Source organism: Streptomyces sp. GD-15H (genome assembly GCF_045291515.1).
Lineage (GTDB): Bacteria > Actinomycetota > Actinomycetes > Streptomycetales > Streptomycetaceae > Streptomyces.
Genome location: NZ_CP149447.1, coordinates 4,844,031 through 4,858,982 on the forward strand (window position 1 = coordinate 4,844,031; position 14,952 = coordinate 4,858,982).

A 14,952-nucleotide genomic window follows, 5' to 3' on the forward strand; every position below is an offset into this window, starting at 1 on the left:
TCGATAACCTGTGTGGGCGGCAACAGCAGGCAGGGCAAGCAACACGGCAGGCAGCGAGCTTGGGGGGTGCCAACACGATGGCGCGACGCATCGACGTGACGGGGGCGGACGGCGTACGGCTCGCCGCCTGGGAGTTCGGCGATCCACCCAAGACCGGCGGCGACCCGGCGCAGCACGCCGCCGGGAACCCGGGTGTGCTGTTACTGCACGGGCTCATGGGACGCGCCTCGCACTGGGCGTCCACCGCCCGCTGGCTCTCCGGGCGGTACCGGGCCGTCGCCCTCGACCAGCGCGGCCACGGCCGCAGCGACAAGCCCGCGCAGGCCTCGTTCACCCGAGACGCCTATGTCGACGACACCGAGGCCGCCCTCGACCAGCTGGGCCTCGGCGCGACCATCCTCATCGGCCACGCGATGGGCGCGCTGACCGCATGGCAGTTGGCCGCCAAGCGGCCGGATCTGGTGCGTGGGGTGATCATCTGCGACATGCGGGCCTCCGCGCTCGGGACCGCCTCGCAGCGCGAGTGGGCCCAGTGGTTCAAGGCCTGGCCCGTCCCGTTCGCCACGCTCGCCGACGTACGCAAGTGGTTCGGTGAGGACGACCCCTGGGTGGAGCGGCCGAACCCGGCCCGCGGTGAGTTCTACGCCGAGGTGATGGCCGAGTCCCCGGACGGGTGGCGGCCGGTCTTCGATCCGGACCAGATGCTCCGCTCCCGCGAGACCTGGGTGTACAACGCGCACTGGGAGGAGCTGGCCCAGGTGCGGTGCCCCACCCTGGTGGTCCGCGGCCTCGACGGCGAACTGGGGCGCGCGGAGGCCCAGGAGATGGTCCGCGTGCTGCCCCGCGGCCAGTACGCGGAGGTGACCGACGCCGGCCACCTGGTGCACTACGACCAGCCGGACGCCTGGCGGGCGGCGATCGAGCCGTTCCTGGACACCCTCCGCGACGGCTGAGCCCGGCCGCCCGCACCCCTTGGAAAGGCCCTCACCTGTTCAAGCACCCAGCACGCGTGTCGCCCACGTCCCGGGACAGCACAGCTAGCCCTTGCTGACCGCGGTGAGGATCTCCGGGAGGCGGCGGGCCGTGCGCGGGGCGGCGAGACGGAGACCGAGCAGGCCGATGGCGGCGCCGTACGCCGTGCCCACCGGGAACAGCAGCCACGTCCGGTCCTCGCCGCCCGCGCTCACGTTCAGCCAGATCGTGAGCGCGATGACCGGTGCGCACAGCAGGGCCGCCGCCACCATGCCGCCGAAGATCGAGATCCAGGCGAGCCCGGTCTGCCCCGGGGCGACGTTCTTGTAGCCCTCCTGCGGGATGGAGTACGGGAAGCGCGCCGAGGTCCACGCACCGGTCGCGAGCATCGCGCCCAGCAGGGCGAAAGACATCCCCAGGGCCTCCGGCAGCCGGGGCCAGTCGCCGAGCATCGCGGTGGTCAGGACGGTCACGAGAGTGGAGTAGGGCAGCGTGATCAGCAGCAGGGCCAGCGCGCGGGCGCGGAGCTCGACGTAGGCGTCCCGGGTACCGGCGATCGTCATCGCGACCATCCAGAACGCTGACGTGTCCTGCCCGAACTGGTTGTACATCAGGATGCCGAGCATCCCGGCGGCGAAGCAGGCGAAGTAGACCGAGCCGGTGCCCTGCCAGGCGTTGAACACCGGCACGATCAGCCCGATGGCCAGCGAGGTCACCCACGCCGCCTTGGTCTTGGGGTCGCGCCAGACGTAGCGGAGGCTGCGCTCCATGGCCGTGCCGGTGCGTCCCGCGGGCAGCAGCCGGGCGAGCCCGGTCGAGGCGCGATCGCGCACGGCCGCCTCGCCGCTCTGCAGGGTGGAACCGTCGGGCGAGGTCATCAACCGGGTCAGCGACCGCGACCACAGCGCGAGCAGCGCCACCAGCGCCCCGACGCTCAGGGCGAACTGGGCGACGGCGGTCCCGTACGAACCCTCGCCCGCCGAATGCACCGCGCCGATCGCGGACGCCGGAGGGATCCACCGCACTACGTCCGCCACCGGTTGGAGCTGCTCAAGACCGGAGGAACCGAGCCGCTGCGCACCGAAGTTGACCAGTTGCGCCCCGATCGCGATCAGGAGGCCGCTGAGCACCGCGAGGTCGCGCCCCTTACGGCTGGTCAGCAGCCGTACGTTGGCGGTGGCGACCGCGCGGGCCAGCGCCACGCACACCAGCAGCGCCAGCGGGACGGCGAGGACGGCGAGTACGGCGGAGACGGCGACGGTGATCGCCGTCCCGCCGTGCGCGACGGCGATCACCGAACCGACGAGCATGCACAGCGTGAACAGCGGCCCGATGCCGACCAGCGAGGCGAGGAGCAGGGCCCGCACCAGCGGCCGGGGACGCAGCGGCAGCATCACCAGCCGGGTCGGATCGAGCGTCTCGTCGCCGCCCGGGAAGAACAGCGGCATCACCGCCCAGCCCAGCGCCAGTACCGCCACCAGCAGCACGACCAGCGACTCGGCGTGGTCGACGCGGCGCAGCACGATGAGGCCGATGAGCTGGAGCGCGGCGAACAGCAGGGCGACGACGGCCGAGGTGATGTACGCGGCCCTGCGCCCACCGGACTGCCGCAGCCCGTTGCGCAGCAGGGAGAGTTTCAGCCGGATGACGACGGGGGTGATCGCGGGGGCGGACGCGGGGGCGGGGGCGGGGGCGCTCACCGGGATCCGCCGCCCAGCCAGTTGAGGTCGGAGGCGGTGTCGCGGCCGTGCGCACCGACGAGTTCCAGGAACGCTGTCTGGAGGGAGGGCGCGTCTCCGCGCACCTCGGCGAGCGGTCCGTGGGCACGGATCCGGCCCGCGGCCATCACCGCGACCCAGTCGCACAGCGACTCGACGAGTTCCATGACGTGGGAGGAGAACACGACCGTGGCGCCGGACGCGGTGTACCGCTCCAGGACGCCTCGGATGATCTGCGCGGAGACCGGGTCGACCCCCTCGAACGGCTCGTCCAGGAAAAGCACTTCGGGGTTGTGCAGGAGCGCGGTGGCGAGGCCGATCTTCTTGCGCATACCGGTCGAGTAGTCGACGACCAGCTTGTGCTGGGCCCCGGCCAGGTCGAGGACGTCGAGGAGCTGGGTGGCGCGTTTGTCGACCTCGGTGCCCGGCAGGCCGCGCAACCGGCCGGAGTAGGCGAGCAGTTCACGCCCCGACAGCCGCTCGAACAGCCGCAGCCCCTCCGGCAGCACCCCGATCCGCGCCTTGACCTCGACCGGGTCGCGCCACACGTCGTGTCCCACGACCTCGACGGTGCCCTGATCCGGCCGCAGCAGCCCGGTCACCATCGACAGCGTGGTGGTCTTCCCCGCTCCGTTCGGCCCGACGAGCCCGATGAACTTGCCCGCGGGCAGCTCCAGATCGATCCCGGCCACCGCGATCTGCTGACCGAACCGCTTCCAGAGCCCCTTCACACGTACGGCGGATGAACCCACCACTGCTCCCTCCGTCATACGAGCAGCCTACGGGGGAGGGCTATCCGCACGGGGCCGGATCACACGGCCGCATACCGCCCCGACCGACTGCGCACCACGCCGACCGGAACACCTTCACGGGCCCGACTGTCCCCACCGGCCGTACGCCCCGACGGGCCCCGCCCGTCCTACCGGTCCCGGTGGCCCTGTCGGCCCTGCCGGTCCTGCCGGTCCTGTCGGCCCTGGCAGTTCCGCCGGTCCCGCCGGCCCTGTCAGTCCCGGTGGCCCTGTCAGTCCTGCCGGTCCCGGTGGTCCTGTCGGTCCTGGTGGTTCCGGCGGTCCCGCCCGCCTTACCGTCCCTACCGGTCCCGCCGGCCCTGTCGGCCCCTGCGTTCCTGCTGGTCCTGCCGGTCCCTGCGGTCCTGCTGGTCCTGCCGGTCACGGCGCTCCCGACGGTCCTGGCGGTCGCGGCCGCAGGCGTAGGCGAGGGGGAGATCAGTTCCGCCGCGTCCGGCAGCCAGTGGTTCGCCGGTGTCGGCCTGCTGGCCCACTGCACAGCCCCTTTGGACCCGAACCGCGTGGGCGGCGCCGCCACGTACGCCCCCTCGCCCCGCACGCGCAGATCGAGCGGGGACAGCGACCAGCCCAGAGAGCGGATCAGGCCCGGCACCTTCGTCGAGGCGCCGGGGAGCACGAAGAACTCCATGCGCCGGGCCGGGGTCAGGGTCACCGGACCGAGCGTCAGTTCCATCCGCTCCATCCGGGCCAGCGCCAGGAACCCGGCCGTCTCGGGGACGGAGATCGTGTCGAAGGCGTGGCCGGTGGGCAGCAGGATCGAGGCCGTCGGCCACATCTGCCACATGCGGCGAACGGTGGTCGCACTGCCGGTCGCCTGGGCCGCCCAGTCCGAGCGCGCCGGGTGTGCGCCGGGTGCCGGGCACTCCGCGACGCCGCACGAGCAGCGGTGCACCCCGTTGACGGCCTCCAGCCAGGTGCCCGCGAACACGTCCCAGTGCCGCTCCTCGGTATAGCGAACTGCGCTGTCCAGCAGGGTTTCTCCGCGCTGCTTCGGGATGTGTCCGGCGCCGGTGCCCGGGATCGTCTCTTCCACGATGAACACAACTACGTCCGTCACCAGGGGTTACGCCCGTGCCCATGCGCGGGGAGGAGCACTTGCTCCGCGCCCGGGGCGCATGGGTGCATCCGCGGGGGCGCGCAAGAGGATCCGCGTCCGCGGGTGGGTAGCCAGGGGTGGGTGACCGGTGGTGGGTGACCAGCGGCCGCAACCGGGAGTGGCCGAGAGGGGTCGGCATCAGTCGTTACCCCGGCAATCCGCACATGCCTCGCATCTTCGGCACCTCGTCGGGGCATTGATCTTCAGGGCCGGAATTTTGCTCCTGGGCGAGAGGAGATGTCAGGAGATGCCGGGTCTCCGGCCGCGGAAGAAACGTCAACTCGGTGCGTGGGCAGGCACCGCAGTCACAGGGGGTACGCCATGGCCGCAAGGCCTCTCGTCGCGCGGCAGCCGAACGAACGACTGCAGGCGCTCATCCAGGAAGCCGGATGCTCCAACGCCGGGCTGGCCCGCAGGGTCAACATGTGCGGCGCCGAACACGGCCTCGACCTGCGGTACGACAAGACGTCGGTGGCCCGCTGGCTCCGTGGACAGCAGCCGCGGGGCCGGGCACCGGCGATCATCGCGGAGGCGTTCGGACGCAAACTGGGCCGCACGGTCACGATCGACGAGATCGGCATGGCCAACGGCAAGAACCTCGCGTCGGGCGTCGGTCTCCAGTTCTCGCCGACGGTACTGGGGGCCATCGAGCAGGTCTGCGAGCTGTGGCGCAGTGACGTGGGCAGGCGGGACTTCCTGTCCGGCTCCTCCGTCGCCGCGTCCGCACTGGTGGAGCCGAGCCGGGACTGGCTGATCTCCGCCCCCGACTCACAGGTCGCGCGCTCGGCCGGGCCGCGGGTCGGGCGGTCCGACGTGGGGGCCGTGCGGTCGATGACGCAGGCCCTGGTGGACCTGGACCACCAGTACGGCAGCGGGCATGTGCGTCCGGTCGTCGTGCACTACCTCAACAGCGTCGTCTCGGGGCTGCTCGCGGGGTCGTACCGGGAGGCCGTGGGGAGGGAGTTGTTCGCGGCGGTCGCCCGGCTGACCGAACTCGCCGGATACATGGCGGTCGACACCGGGCAACCGGGCCTCGCCCAGCGCTACTACATCCAGGCGCTGCGGTTGGCCCAGGCGGCCGGCGACCGCGGCTACGGAGGGTACGTACTCGCCGCCTCCATGAGCCATCTGGCCGCCCAGCTCGGAAACCCGCGGGAGATCGCGCAGTTGGCGCGTGCCGCGCAGGAGGGTGCGCGGGGACGGGCGACCCCCCGCGCGCAGGCGATGTTTCGCGCGGCGGAGGCGCGCGGGCACGCGCTGATGGGTGACGCGCACGCCGCGCAGACCGCGGCCGGGCACGCGATCAGTGCCATGGAGGCGGCCGATTCGGCGTCCGGGGACGATCCCGTGTGGATCGCGCACTTCGACGAGGCCTACCTGGCCGACGAGTTGGCGCACTGCCACCGGGACCTGGGGCAGGCCGAGGCCGCCGCGCGGTGCGCGCTCGAGTCCCTGGCCGGGCATCCCGAGTCCAGGGCGCGGCGCCGGGCGATCGGCTATGTGCTGCTGGCCACCGCGCAGGTGCAGCAGCGGGAGGTCGAACAGGCCTGCAGTACGGGCCTGAAAGCGGTGGAACTGCTCGACGGACTCAGGTCGAACCGGGGCGCCGAGTACCTGGAGGACTTCCAGCAGCGGCTGGAGCCGTATCAGGAGGAGTCAGCGGTAAGGGAGTTCGGAGCACGAATCGCCCTGCCGGCCGCGGCATGAGCGTGGGCACGAGTACGCACGGTGGTGGCCCCGGCGGGTGAACGAGACGGGCGTCGGCGGGTGAACGTGAGGCCGATGCGGAATTGACGCGGAGTCGATGCGAAGGGGGTGTCATGAACAGCGTGTGGTGACCTGGTTTTGTTACCGCCGTCACAGGGCAGGAGCTCAGGTTCTGTGCTGCGTGGCACCGGGCTCCGGGTACCCGGTAGCGTGAGTCGACGATTCACAAGGTCCCCCATGTGTAGGAGTCCCGGTGACGCAGAGTGGACAGGGCGAGGAGCCCTCGGCGCGCCCCGCGCGCGAAGGCATCGTGCTGCCCTCCGACGGTGGCGAGCCCCTGTTGCCGGGCATGACGGGCAGGGCCAGGCCCGGTCGCTCCGGGTGGTACGGGCGGGCAGGCGTCCGCCTCGGCGCCGTCCGGTGGCCAGAGCTGGGGAACGCCCTGGGGACCGGAGGAGCAGTCGCCGGCCCCATCGCAGGGTCAGGGCTGGCAGTCCCCGCCCGCGCAGCAGTGGGGCCGGCAGGAACCGGCTCCCTGGGACGCGCAGGACCCGGCCGCGAGCCCGCACGGTCAGGGGCAGCACGGTCAGGGGCAGCACGGTCCGGGTCCGCTGCCGCCCGAGGGCGGGCAGGCCCCGTCGTACGGCACCCCCACCTCGTATGACCCGTCCGCCCCGATGCCGCCGCAGGACTACGGTTACGGGCAGCAGGGCGGGGGCGTTCCGCTGCCGCCGCAGAACGGTTTCGCCTACGGTGGTCCCGCCATCGACGCGTACGGTGCCGCCGCGGGCGCGCTGTCCGACGGGTCGGAGGGGGCCACCCAGTTCCTGCCGCCGGTGCCCGTCGCCCCCGTGGACGAGGGGGCGACGCAGTACATACCCCCGGTGCCCCCGGTGGGCCCGGGGGCGCTGCCCCCGAGGTGCCCGCCGCACACGACTCCGAGGCCACCCGGTACCTGGGCCTGCCCGCGCAGGGCGCGACCGGTGCGGGCGGCGGACCGCTGCCGCAAGCGGGCAACCCCGACGCCGAGGCCACCCAGTTCATGGCTCCGGTGACCGACCAGCCCGGGGGAGCACCGTACGGCACCGCCCCCGGCGCTCCGGCCGACGACGGGAACCGGCAGCCGCCCGCCGAGTTCGACAATCTCTTCCGCAGCGCGGGCGGCGACACGGGCGCGGTCGGCTCCACCCAGCAGCTCCCCCGCTTCGAGCACCGGCAGCCCGCCCACACCCCGCCCGGCCGGGGCGGCGGTGGCCGGCGTGCCGCCCGCGAGGGCGACGGCGGCGGCCGGAGCGGCCGTACGGGGTCGCGGGTGCCGCTCATCGCGGCGGTCGGTGTCGGTCTCGTCGTCCTGGGCGTCGGCGCCGGCGCGCTGCTCGGCGGCGGGGACGGCGACGACAGCGGCAAGAAGCAGCCCGTCTCCGCCTCCGCCCCCGCGAACGAGGAACCCGAGGCCGAGGCCTCCCCGACCGTCGACCCGGTCCGTCAGCAGGCCGTGGAGCTGGACAAGCTGCTGGCCGACAGCGGCGACAGCCGGACCGCCGTGATCAACGCGGTGGCCGATGTGAAGGCCTGCCGCAATCTCGACCAGGCGGCCAAGGACCTGCGGGACGCGGGCAAGCAGCGCACCCAGCTGGTCACCGACCTCTCCGGCCTCGAGGTGGACAAGCTGCCCAACCATCAGGCGCTGACCACCGCGCTCACCAAGGCGTGGCAGGCATCGGCATCGGCCGACGACCACTACGCGGCCTGGGCCGACCAGGTGGCGGGCAAGAAGGGCTGCAAGAAGGGCCAGGCACGCTTGACCGGTCAGACCCAGGCGGGCAACCGGGCCAGTGGCACCGCGACCGCCGAGAAGACCAAGGCGGCCCCGCTGTGGAACGCCATCGCCAAGCAGTACGGCCTGACCGAGCGGCAGCCGACCCAGCTGTGACCGGCTTCTGACGGCGGTGGGGAGACGGCGGGGGAACGGCGGAGGGGCGGGGCCGGTGGACGGCTTCCGTTCTCACTCTGCCCGGTCCTCGCCGCGCCCCCACGCGCGCGTCACGCCACGTCGGCGTCGTGCAGTGTGTCCGTCACATCGATGAAGCCCTCGCTGCCGGCCACCAGCCGCCCGTCCTTGACCTCCTGCAGGGTCACGTGGGCGTTGATCAGTCGCGGGAAGCCGACGGCGGCCAGCTTGTCCTGGACCTGCCAGCGCAGGGTGGGGGTGAGGCCGCCCGTCTCGACCTTCAGCCCCTTGTTCAGCGTCCGGGTCACGCTGCCCGAGCTCACCTCGCCGTCGCCGAGCGACTCGACGATCTGCTTCAGTACCGTGTAGGCGATCCAGGTGGTCTGCACCCCGGCGTCGGCGGGGTCGATCCGGTTGTCGCCGAACGCCTCCTTCTTGATCACGTCCTTCATCGGGTCCCAGAGCGCGTCGCTCGACGCCGGGTACCAGCCGGTGACGTACGACCCCTCGTACGGGCCCGACGCACCACCGGACGTGTTGATCGTCGTCTGGTCGACGCTGCCCATCACGGTCGCGGTGCGCACGTCGGGGTAGTCGGCGCGGGCCCGCCGGAAGGAGTCCATGAAGGTGCCGGTGCGGTCCCCGAGCGCGGGCACCACACAGCCCGGCGCCTCCGGGTCGGTGGTGCTGGTCTCCAAGGCCCGCCTCGACTGCCCGTCGTACTCGGTGGCCTCCTCCTCCGCCCGCTGGTCCGCGGTCGGCTCGTGGCCCCCGGCGGACAGGCCCGAGTCGAGCAGCGGGGGCAGCTGGTCGCCCGCGATGGTGTCCGGCCGGATCAGGGTGACCGGCCCGCAGGAGCCGGCGAGGGCGCGGCCGAGACCGGCCAGCAGCGCCGGCTGGCCGCCGTTGACGGGGTAGGACAGCGGACTGGTGAACTCGGCGGTGGTGATGCCGTAGCCGCCGATGTACGGGATGCCGGCGCCCTCGAGGGTGGGCAGGAAGGCGTCGGCGTGCTGGCTGTACGAGCCGACGACCGCGACGGCGTTCTCCTTGACCGCGGTCCGGGCGCACCGCGCGGCGGCCACACTGTCGTTGCGCTCGTTGCACGTGAGGACGTGGAGCTTGCGGCCGTTGATGCCGCCCTCGGAGTTCACCCAGCGCGCGTAGGCGCGGGCGAAAGCGGGCATGCCGGGTTTGTTGGTGCTCCTGGTCTCCTCGGGCGCCCAGGTCATGACGGTGATCGGATCGTCGTCGGCCCCCGAGGTGCCGGGGACGACTCCGCAGCCGGCGGCGAGCGTCGTCACCGCCAGCGCGCCCGCGGCCATGACGCCGGGTCTGAACGGCCGGGAGCGGTGGCGGGTGAGGGAACTGGTGCGATTACGACTGCCGGTCATGTTTACGCACGATTCCCCCACATCGCCAATCCTGGGGTGACCCGCGGTCAACGAGTGGTGACGTGGAGGTGAATTGCGGGGTCGGTGTGACCGGTGGGGAATGGAAACGTACGATCGATGACCGTGCAAGGTTCGGAGAACTCTTCCCGCCGCGGCCGCCGCTCCTCCACCATGGGCGGCATGCCACTCAACGACATGCCATGGTGGCGCTGGCGCAGCAATGTGCGCTCCGCGCTGCACATGCTCTCCGACCCCGGGTTCCAGCAGGGCGTCTGGCTGGCCGGGGTGGACGGCTACGGTGACGTCACCGACGCGGTCTACCGGCTGGTCGAGGACACCTGGCTGGACAACTGGTCCGCCGAGAAATACGTCGGCACGATCTTCCGTGACTCCCAGGAGGCGGCGCTCGTCGACACCGCGGTGCTGCGCGTGCTGCGGATCATGCACCAGGTCGGTCCGGACGCGCCGGTCACCGCCTACCTCGCGCACGAGGGATGGCCGGACGCGGTACGGGCCGCGCGGGACGCGCATGTACGGCTGGCGGTGAGCGACGGAGAGGACCCCGACGCCGCGCCGCGGACCCTCGAGGTGCTGAACATCCTTACGCGGTCCGCGTAGCGGAACGGCTCCTCGTCCGTGATCCGCGTATGGGACCCTTTTCCGCATGAGTGAGCAGCCCACCCGAGCAGAGGCCCCGGCCGACCAGTACGCTCTGACCCTGTCCTGCCCCGACAAGCAGGGCATCGTGCACGCCGTGTCGAGCTACCTGTTCATGACCGGTTGCAACATCGAGGACAGCCAGCAGTTCGGTGACCACGACACCGACCTGTTCTTCATGCGGGTCCACTTCTCCGCCGAAGCACCGGTGACCGTGGACAAGCTGCGGGCGAGTTTCGCGGCGATCGGTGACTCGTTCCGGATGGACTGGCAGATCAACCGGGCCGACGAGAAGATGCGCATCCTCCTGATGGTCAGCAAGTTCGGCCACTGCCTGAACGACCTGCTCTTCCGCGCCCGGATAGGTGCGCTGCCGGTGGAGATCGCCGGAGTGGTGTCCAATCACACCGACTTCGCGGAACTGGTGGCTTCGTACGACATCCCCTTCCACCACCTTCCGGTGACGAAGGACACCAAGGCGGAGGCCGAGGCGAGACTGCTGGAGATCGTGCGCGAGAAGGACGTCGAACTCGTCGTGCTCGCCCGCTACATGCAGGTCCTCTCGGACGACCTGTGCAAGCAGCTCTCCGGGCAGATCATCAACATCCACCACTCCTTCCTGCCGAGCTTCAAGGGTGCGAAGCCGTATCACCAGGCGCACGCCCGGGGCGTGAAGCTGATCGGCGCCACCGCGCACTACGTCACCGCCGACCTCGACGAGGGCCCGATCATCGAGCAGGAGGTCGAGCGGGTGGGCCACGACGCCACCCCGGACCAGCTCGTCGCCGTCGGTCGCGATGTGGAGTGCCAGGCGCTGGCGCGCGCGGTGAAGTGGCACGCGGAGCGCCGCATCCTGCTGAACGGGCGGCGGACGGTGGTCTTCGCCTGAACCGCCGACCGTCCGGACCCGGGTCCTCGTGCTCCGTCCGGAACGGTGCCGGGCTACATCCTGCTCAGTGAGGCCGCCGCCAGGAGGACGTCCCTGATGGCCTCCTTGTCGCCGACCTGCCCGGCGGCCGCCTCCTGCGGGGGTACGTGGCCCGCGGCCAGGCGGCAGAACTCCGAGCCGTCGAGGGCGATGTGGGCCACCTCGTGCTCGGCGGAGCCCTTGGCGGCGGGGGAGTCCAGCGGGATCAGCCACTCCCCGCCGCCGGACCCCTCGATCTCCAGCCGCAGGCTCCGCCCCGGTTCACCGGCCACGACCAGTCGCCGCCCGCCGGGCGCGTCCGGCCCGGACCGGCGGCGTGCCTCCAGCACGGACGGCAGCATCCGCGCGGCCAGGTCGACCATGCGGTGCAGATGCCGGCCGGTGGGCGGATCGTACGGGTAGTCCACCGCCTCGGCGATGTCCTCCGCGTGCACCCAGCACTCGAAGGCGCGGTCCAGCATCGCGTCGTGCAGCGGCAGCTCGAAGTCGCCGTACGACACCGCCATCCGTCCGGCCCGGCCGGCCGTGAAGGACACGGTCCGCACCAGGCTGTGGGTCTGCGCACGCCAGGGCGCCCGTACGGAGCGGGTGGGCGGACAGGGGGAGGCACGCCAGTACGCCTCGGTGCGGGCCGACGGGGTGGACCGCTCGGCCGACAGGTCGCCGAGCGGGTCGTCCAGCCCGAGGGCGACCGCGACCAGACCGTCGACGGTCAGCAGATGCGCGATGACCCCGGCGACCGTGGTGCGGCGGGCGGTCGCCTCGTCGGCCTCGTACCAGCGCAGCCGCACGGGCGCGTGCCACTCGGTGTCACCGAAGTCCTGGAGCAGCGCGTCCAGCCGTGCCGTCTCGGCGTCGTAGGCGGCGGCCCAGTCGGGTACGGGGATGCGCGGCGGGCGCCGCTTGAGGCAGGACTCCAGGACGCGGGTGCGCAGCCCCGGGTCCAGGTCGAGGCTCTCGGGGCGCTGCAGCAGTCCGACCGCGTCGCGCAGGCGCAGCGCCTCGTCGGCGCAGGCCCCGCAGTCGCCGAGGTGCTCCTCGACGGCCGCCGTTTCCTCCGGCGCGCAGGCGGCCAGTGCCCACGCGCCCAGCAGTGACTTCAGCACCCGGTGCTCCAGCACCAGCGGCTCGGCCGGCCGCGGCGCGACCCCGGAGGCGGGCTCGGGCGCCGGCAGGGGCAGCCCGCCGTCCTCGACGGAGGCGCGGGGCGGCGGTGTTCGGGGGGAATGGCCGGGGTCGGCACCGTGGTCCGGGTCGGCACCGTGGTCCGGAACGCCGCCCGACCTGCCCGGAATGCCCCACTCGCGCGTACCGTCCGCCCCGTTTCCCGGGGCCGTGTGTGTACCCGCGTCCGTGTCGTCGTGACGCTCCCCGTCTCCCTCGTCCTCGTGGTCGCCGTGCGGCTCGGAACGGTCGTCGCTCACGCCGCACCCCCGATGCCGGGCGGGGCGCCCGGGGCCTCGGTGTCGTGAGCCGTGGCCAGCAGTTGCAGGCCCAGCCGGAGGCGACGGCGGGCCTCGTCCTCGGTGACGCCGAGGTCGGCGGCGGTCTGGTGGTAGTCCCGGCGCTGGAAGTACGCCTGCTCCAGCGCGGCCCGCAGCGGTACCGGCATGGCGTGCACGATGTAGTCCGCGCGGGCTGCCACCGAGGCGTGGTGCACCTGGCGCTCCAGTTCCTCCGTGTCGCCGGGGGAGCGGTGGGTGAGCGCCGCCGTCCTGGTGGCGCGCAGCCGCTCGACGGCCAGCCGGCGGGTCAGCTCGGCGACCCAGGTGCGCAGCGGGCCCTGCTGGGGGTCGTAGGCGTCCGGGTGCTCCCAGACGTGGGCGAAGACCTCGCGCGTGATGCTGTCGGCGGCGCGCTCGTCGCCGAGGACGCGGTGGGCGAGGCCGTGCACGAGGGAGGCGAACCGGTCGTAGAACTCACCGAGCGCCGCGGCCTCCCCGCGGGCGAGCCGCTGCTGCATCCTGCGGTCCCAGTGAGGCGGGACGTCCCTTTTCATCATGTGGCCCCTTCCCCCTGCTCCTCCCCGGCACCCCGGGCCGATCGTGCCCGGGTCCAGCGTGTGCCCACCGACTCCATGAATGTAGTCGGCACGTCGGAGGACGCACGCCCCTTTATGGCAATGTGCGCCCCCTGCCGAGCCACAGGTGGTAGGGGTCACCCGCGGACACGTCGGATGCTGTCCGGGGCGTGCCTACCCAGCCGCTCGCTGATCAGAACCGATCGAATTAGATCGAAGCTGACTAAAACAAGCCTTTACTGTTCGGTAACAGTTTCTCGGGCTGTGTTTCAGGGCACGGCCGGTGGGCAGCCGCGCTGCAGGGAAGCGTAGGTGTTTCTTCCGTTTCGGCGAGCGAAGGGCGTGGTGGTGGCCTTCAAAGTGACCGACGGGCAGCAGGGCGAGTGGGCCGTGCTCCGGGTGTCGGGCGAGCTGGACCTGCTGACGTCGCCGGTGCTGCGTCAGCGGGTGCACGACGCGGTGGCCGACGGCAGACACAGCCTCGTCCTCGATCTCTCCGAGGTGTGGTTCTGCGACTCCAGCGGCGTCGGGGTGCTCATAGCCACCCGTCGGTTGCTGCGGTCCTGCCAGGGCAGTCTGCGGCTGATCCTGCCCGCCCACGGGGCCGCCGACGGCAGTCACGTCAACCGGGTCCTCGGCGCGTTGGGCGTCCGCCGCCTCTTCGACGTGCACCCGGACGTCCCGTCCGCGGTGGACGGGGCGCCCCGCCCGCTGCCGGCCTGAGCGGGCGCGCGCCTCGGGCCCTCGGGGGAGCACGCACACCGCACGCACCGCGAGGAGCGGTGCGTGCGGTGTGGTTGTCCCGGAATTCTCCCGTTCTCGGTACAAGCGTCGTTTCCGAATTCATGAAGCCGCCTCGCACGACGTACCCTCCGAGCGAGACGACCCCTCTGAGTAAGGCGGCCTGAAAGAAACATGGTCACCAGCGAGTACGAGCGCCGGATCGCGGCCCGGTTCGCCACCTTCGACCAGGACGGCAACGGTTACATCGACCGCGAGGACTTCAGCGGAGCGGCCAAGGCGCTGCTCGCCGAGTTCGGTACGCGGGCCCGCTCCGACAAGGGCCAGGCCCTGTACGGCGGCGCCGAGGCCTTCTGGCAGGGCATGGCGGGCATCGCGGACCACGACGGCGACCAGCGCATCACCCGCGAGGAATTCGTGAACGGCGCGGTCAAGCGGCTGCGGGACAACCCGGACGGGTTCGCCGAGATCGCCCGGCCCTTCCTGCGCGCGACCCTCGCCCTGACCGGCCCCGACGACGACGGCGCGGTCGGCGTGGCGGACACCGCCCGCGCCCTGAAGGCGCTCGGTGTCCCGGAGGAGCTCGCCGGATCCGCTGCCGCCGTGCTGGACACGGACGGCGACGGCAGGATCGGCGAGGAAGAGATCGTACGGGGCTTCGCCCGCTACTTCACCGTCCCCGAGTAGGGCCGGCTCCGCCGTCCCCGGGCAGCGCTGCTCCCGGAGCAGCGCTGCCCGGGGACGTACTTGAGAGCCTTCCGCAAAGTCTCGCCGCGCGTGGGCGTCGACCACCTCCGGGGTCAGCGCCCACGCGCGCGTGCGAGTCGGCGTCGCAACACGCCCGGAGCCGTGAACAGTTCGGCCGCGGCCGATCGGGGCCTTCCGGGCGGTGGCCCACCAGTGCGCCGGGAGGCCGGCTCGCGCGGAGACCGCTCGCGCCACCGCCCACGGAGCGGCCG

At 72.3% G+C, this 14,952-nt stretch carries 12 protein-coding genes and 1 pseudogene; 7 read left to right on the forward strand and 6 right to left on the reverse strand.

Annotated elements, in window-relative coordinates; genetic code table 11:
* Nucleotides 1–77: 77 nt before the first annotated feature.
* Nucleotides 78–953, forward strand: coding sequence for an alpha/beta fold hydrolase (locus WJ438_RS22995; protein WP_406726910.1), 876 nt, complete (start codon nt 78–80; stop codon nt 951–953).
* Between the two features lie 84 nt (nt 954–1,037).
* Here the strand turns inward: WJ438_RS22995 and WJ438_RS23000 are convergent, their stop codons facing one another.
* The 3 genes and pseudogenes from WJ438_RS23000 to WJ438_RS23010 all read right to left on the reverse strand — a co-directional run.
* Complete coding sequence (locus WJ438_RS23000) at nt 1,038–2,672, reverse strand: transporter (RefSeq protein WP_406726911.1); 1,635 nt, start codon at nt 2,670–2,672, stop codon at nt 1,038–1,040.
* Entirely contained in the window at nt 2,669–3,460 is a 792-nt protein-coding gene (locus tag WJ438_RS23005) for an ABC transporter ATP-binding protein (protein ID WP_406726912.1), read from the reverse strand. The genes WJ438_RS23000 and WJ438_RS23005 overlap by 4 nt, the downstream gene beginning before the upstream one ends.
* Before the next feature lie 422 nt (nt 3,461–3,882).
* Nucleotides 3,883–4,541 (reverse strand): annotated as a pseudogene (locus tag WJ438_RS23010) (bifunctional DNA primase/polymerase); the annotation flags it as partial.
* A gap of 375 nt (nt 4,542–4,916) precedes the next feature.
* On the opposite strand from WJ438_RS23010, the gene WJ438_RS23015 reads away from it, so the two are divergent.
* Complete coding sequence (locus WJ438_RS23015) at nt 4,917–6,302, forward strand: transcriptional regulator (protein ID WP_406726913.1); 1,386 nt, start codon at nt 4,917–4,919, stop codon at nt 6,300–6,302.
* 919 nt (nt 6,303–7,221) lie between these two features.
* Nucleotides 7,222–8,235, forward strand: a complete 1,014-nt coding sequence (locus WJ438_RS23020) for a hypothetical protein (RefSeq protein ID WP_406726914.1) — start codon at nt 7,222–7,224, stop codon at nt 8,233–8,235.
* A gap of 110 nt (nt 8,236–8,345) precedes the next feature.
* Here the strand turns inward: WJ438_RS23020 and WJ438_RS23025 are convergent, their stop codons facing one another.
* On the reverse strand, nt 8,346–9,647 hold the full coding sequence (locus WJ438_RS23025; RefSeq protein WP_406726915.1) for an ABC transporter substrate-binding protein: 1,302 nt from the start codon (nt 9,645–9,647) through the stop codon (nt 8,346–8,348).
* A gap of 117 nt (nt 9,648–9,764) precedes the next feature.
* Between WJ438_RS23025 and WJ438_RS23030 the strand changes: the two genes are divergently transcribed.
* Both WJ438_RS23030 and purU read left to right on the forward strand, forming a co-directional pair.
* A complete protein-coding gene (locus WJ438_RS23030; RefSeq protein WP_406726916.1) occupies nt 9,765–10,265 on the forward strand; it encodes an SCO4402 family protein in 501 nt (166 codons plus the stop codon).
* A gap of 46 nt (nt 10,266–10,311) precedes the next feature.
* Nucleotides 10,312–11,193 (forward strand): formyltetrahydrofolate deformylase, encoded by an 882-nt coding sequence (purU, locus tag WJ438_RS23035; protein ID WP_406726917.1) that lies wholly within the window; start codon nt 10,312–10,314, stop codon nt 11,191–11,193.
* A 53-nt stretch (nt 11,194–11,246) separates the two neighbouring features.
* Here purU and WJ438_RS23040 read toward each other — a convergent pair whose 3' ends face one another.
* Nucleotides 11,247–12,656 (reverse strand): zf-HC2 domain-containing protein, encoded by a 1,410-nt coding sequence (locus WJ438_RS23040; RefSeq protein WP_406726918.1) that lies wholly within the window; start codon nt 12,654–12,656, stop codon nt 11,247–11,249.
* Complete coding sequence (locus WJ438_RS23045) at nt 12,653–13,234, reverse strand: sigma-70 family RNA polymerase sigma factor (RefSeq protein WP_406726919.1); 582 nt, start codon at nt 13,232–13,234, stop codon at nt 12,653–12,655. Before WJ438_RS23045 ends, WJ438_RS23040 begins: the two co-directional genes overlap by 4 nt.
* A gap of 360 nt (nt 13,235–13,594) precedes the next feature.
* Here WJ438_RS23045 and WJ438_RS23050 point away from each other — a divergent pair, with 360 nt between their 5' ends.
* The gene (locus WJ438_RS23050; protein ID WP_406729778.1) at nt 13,595–13,975 is read left to right on the forward strand and encodes an STAS domain-containing protein; all 381 of its coding nucleotides are present in this window, start codon (nt 13,595–13,597) and stop codon (nt 13,973–13,975) included.
* Nucleotides 13,976–14,167: 192 nt separating this feature from the next.
* Nucleotides 14,168–14,680 (forward strand): EF-hand domain-containing protein, encoded by a 513-nt coding sequence (locus WJ438_RS23055; protein ID WP_406726920.1) that lies wholly within the window; start codon nt 14,168–14,170, stop codon nt 14,678–14,680.
* Nucleotides 14,681–14,952 lie beyond the last annotated feature (272 nt).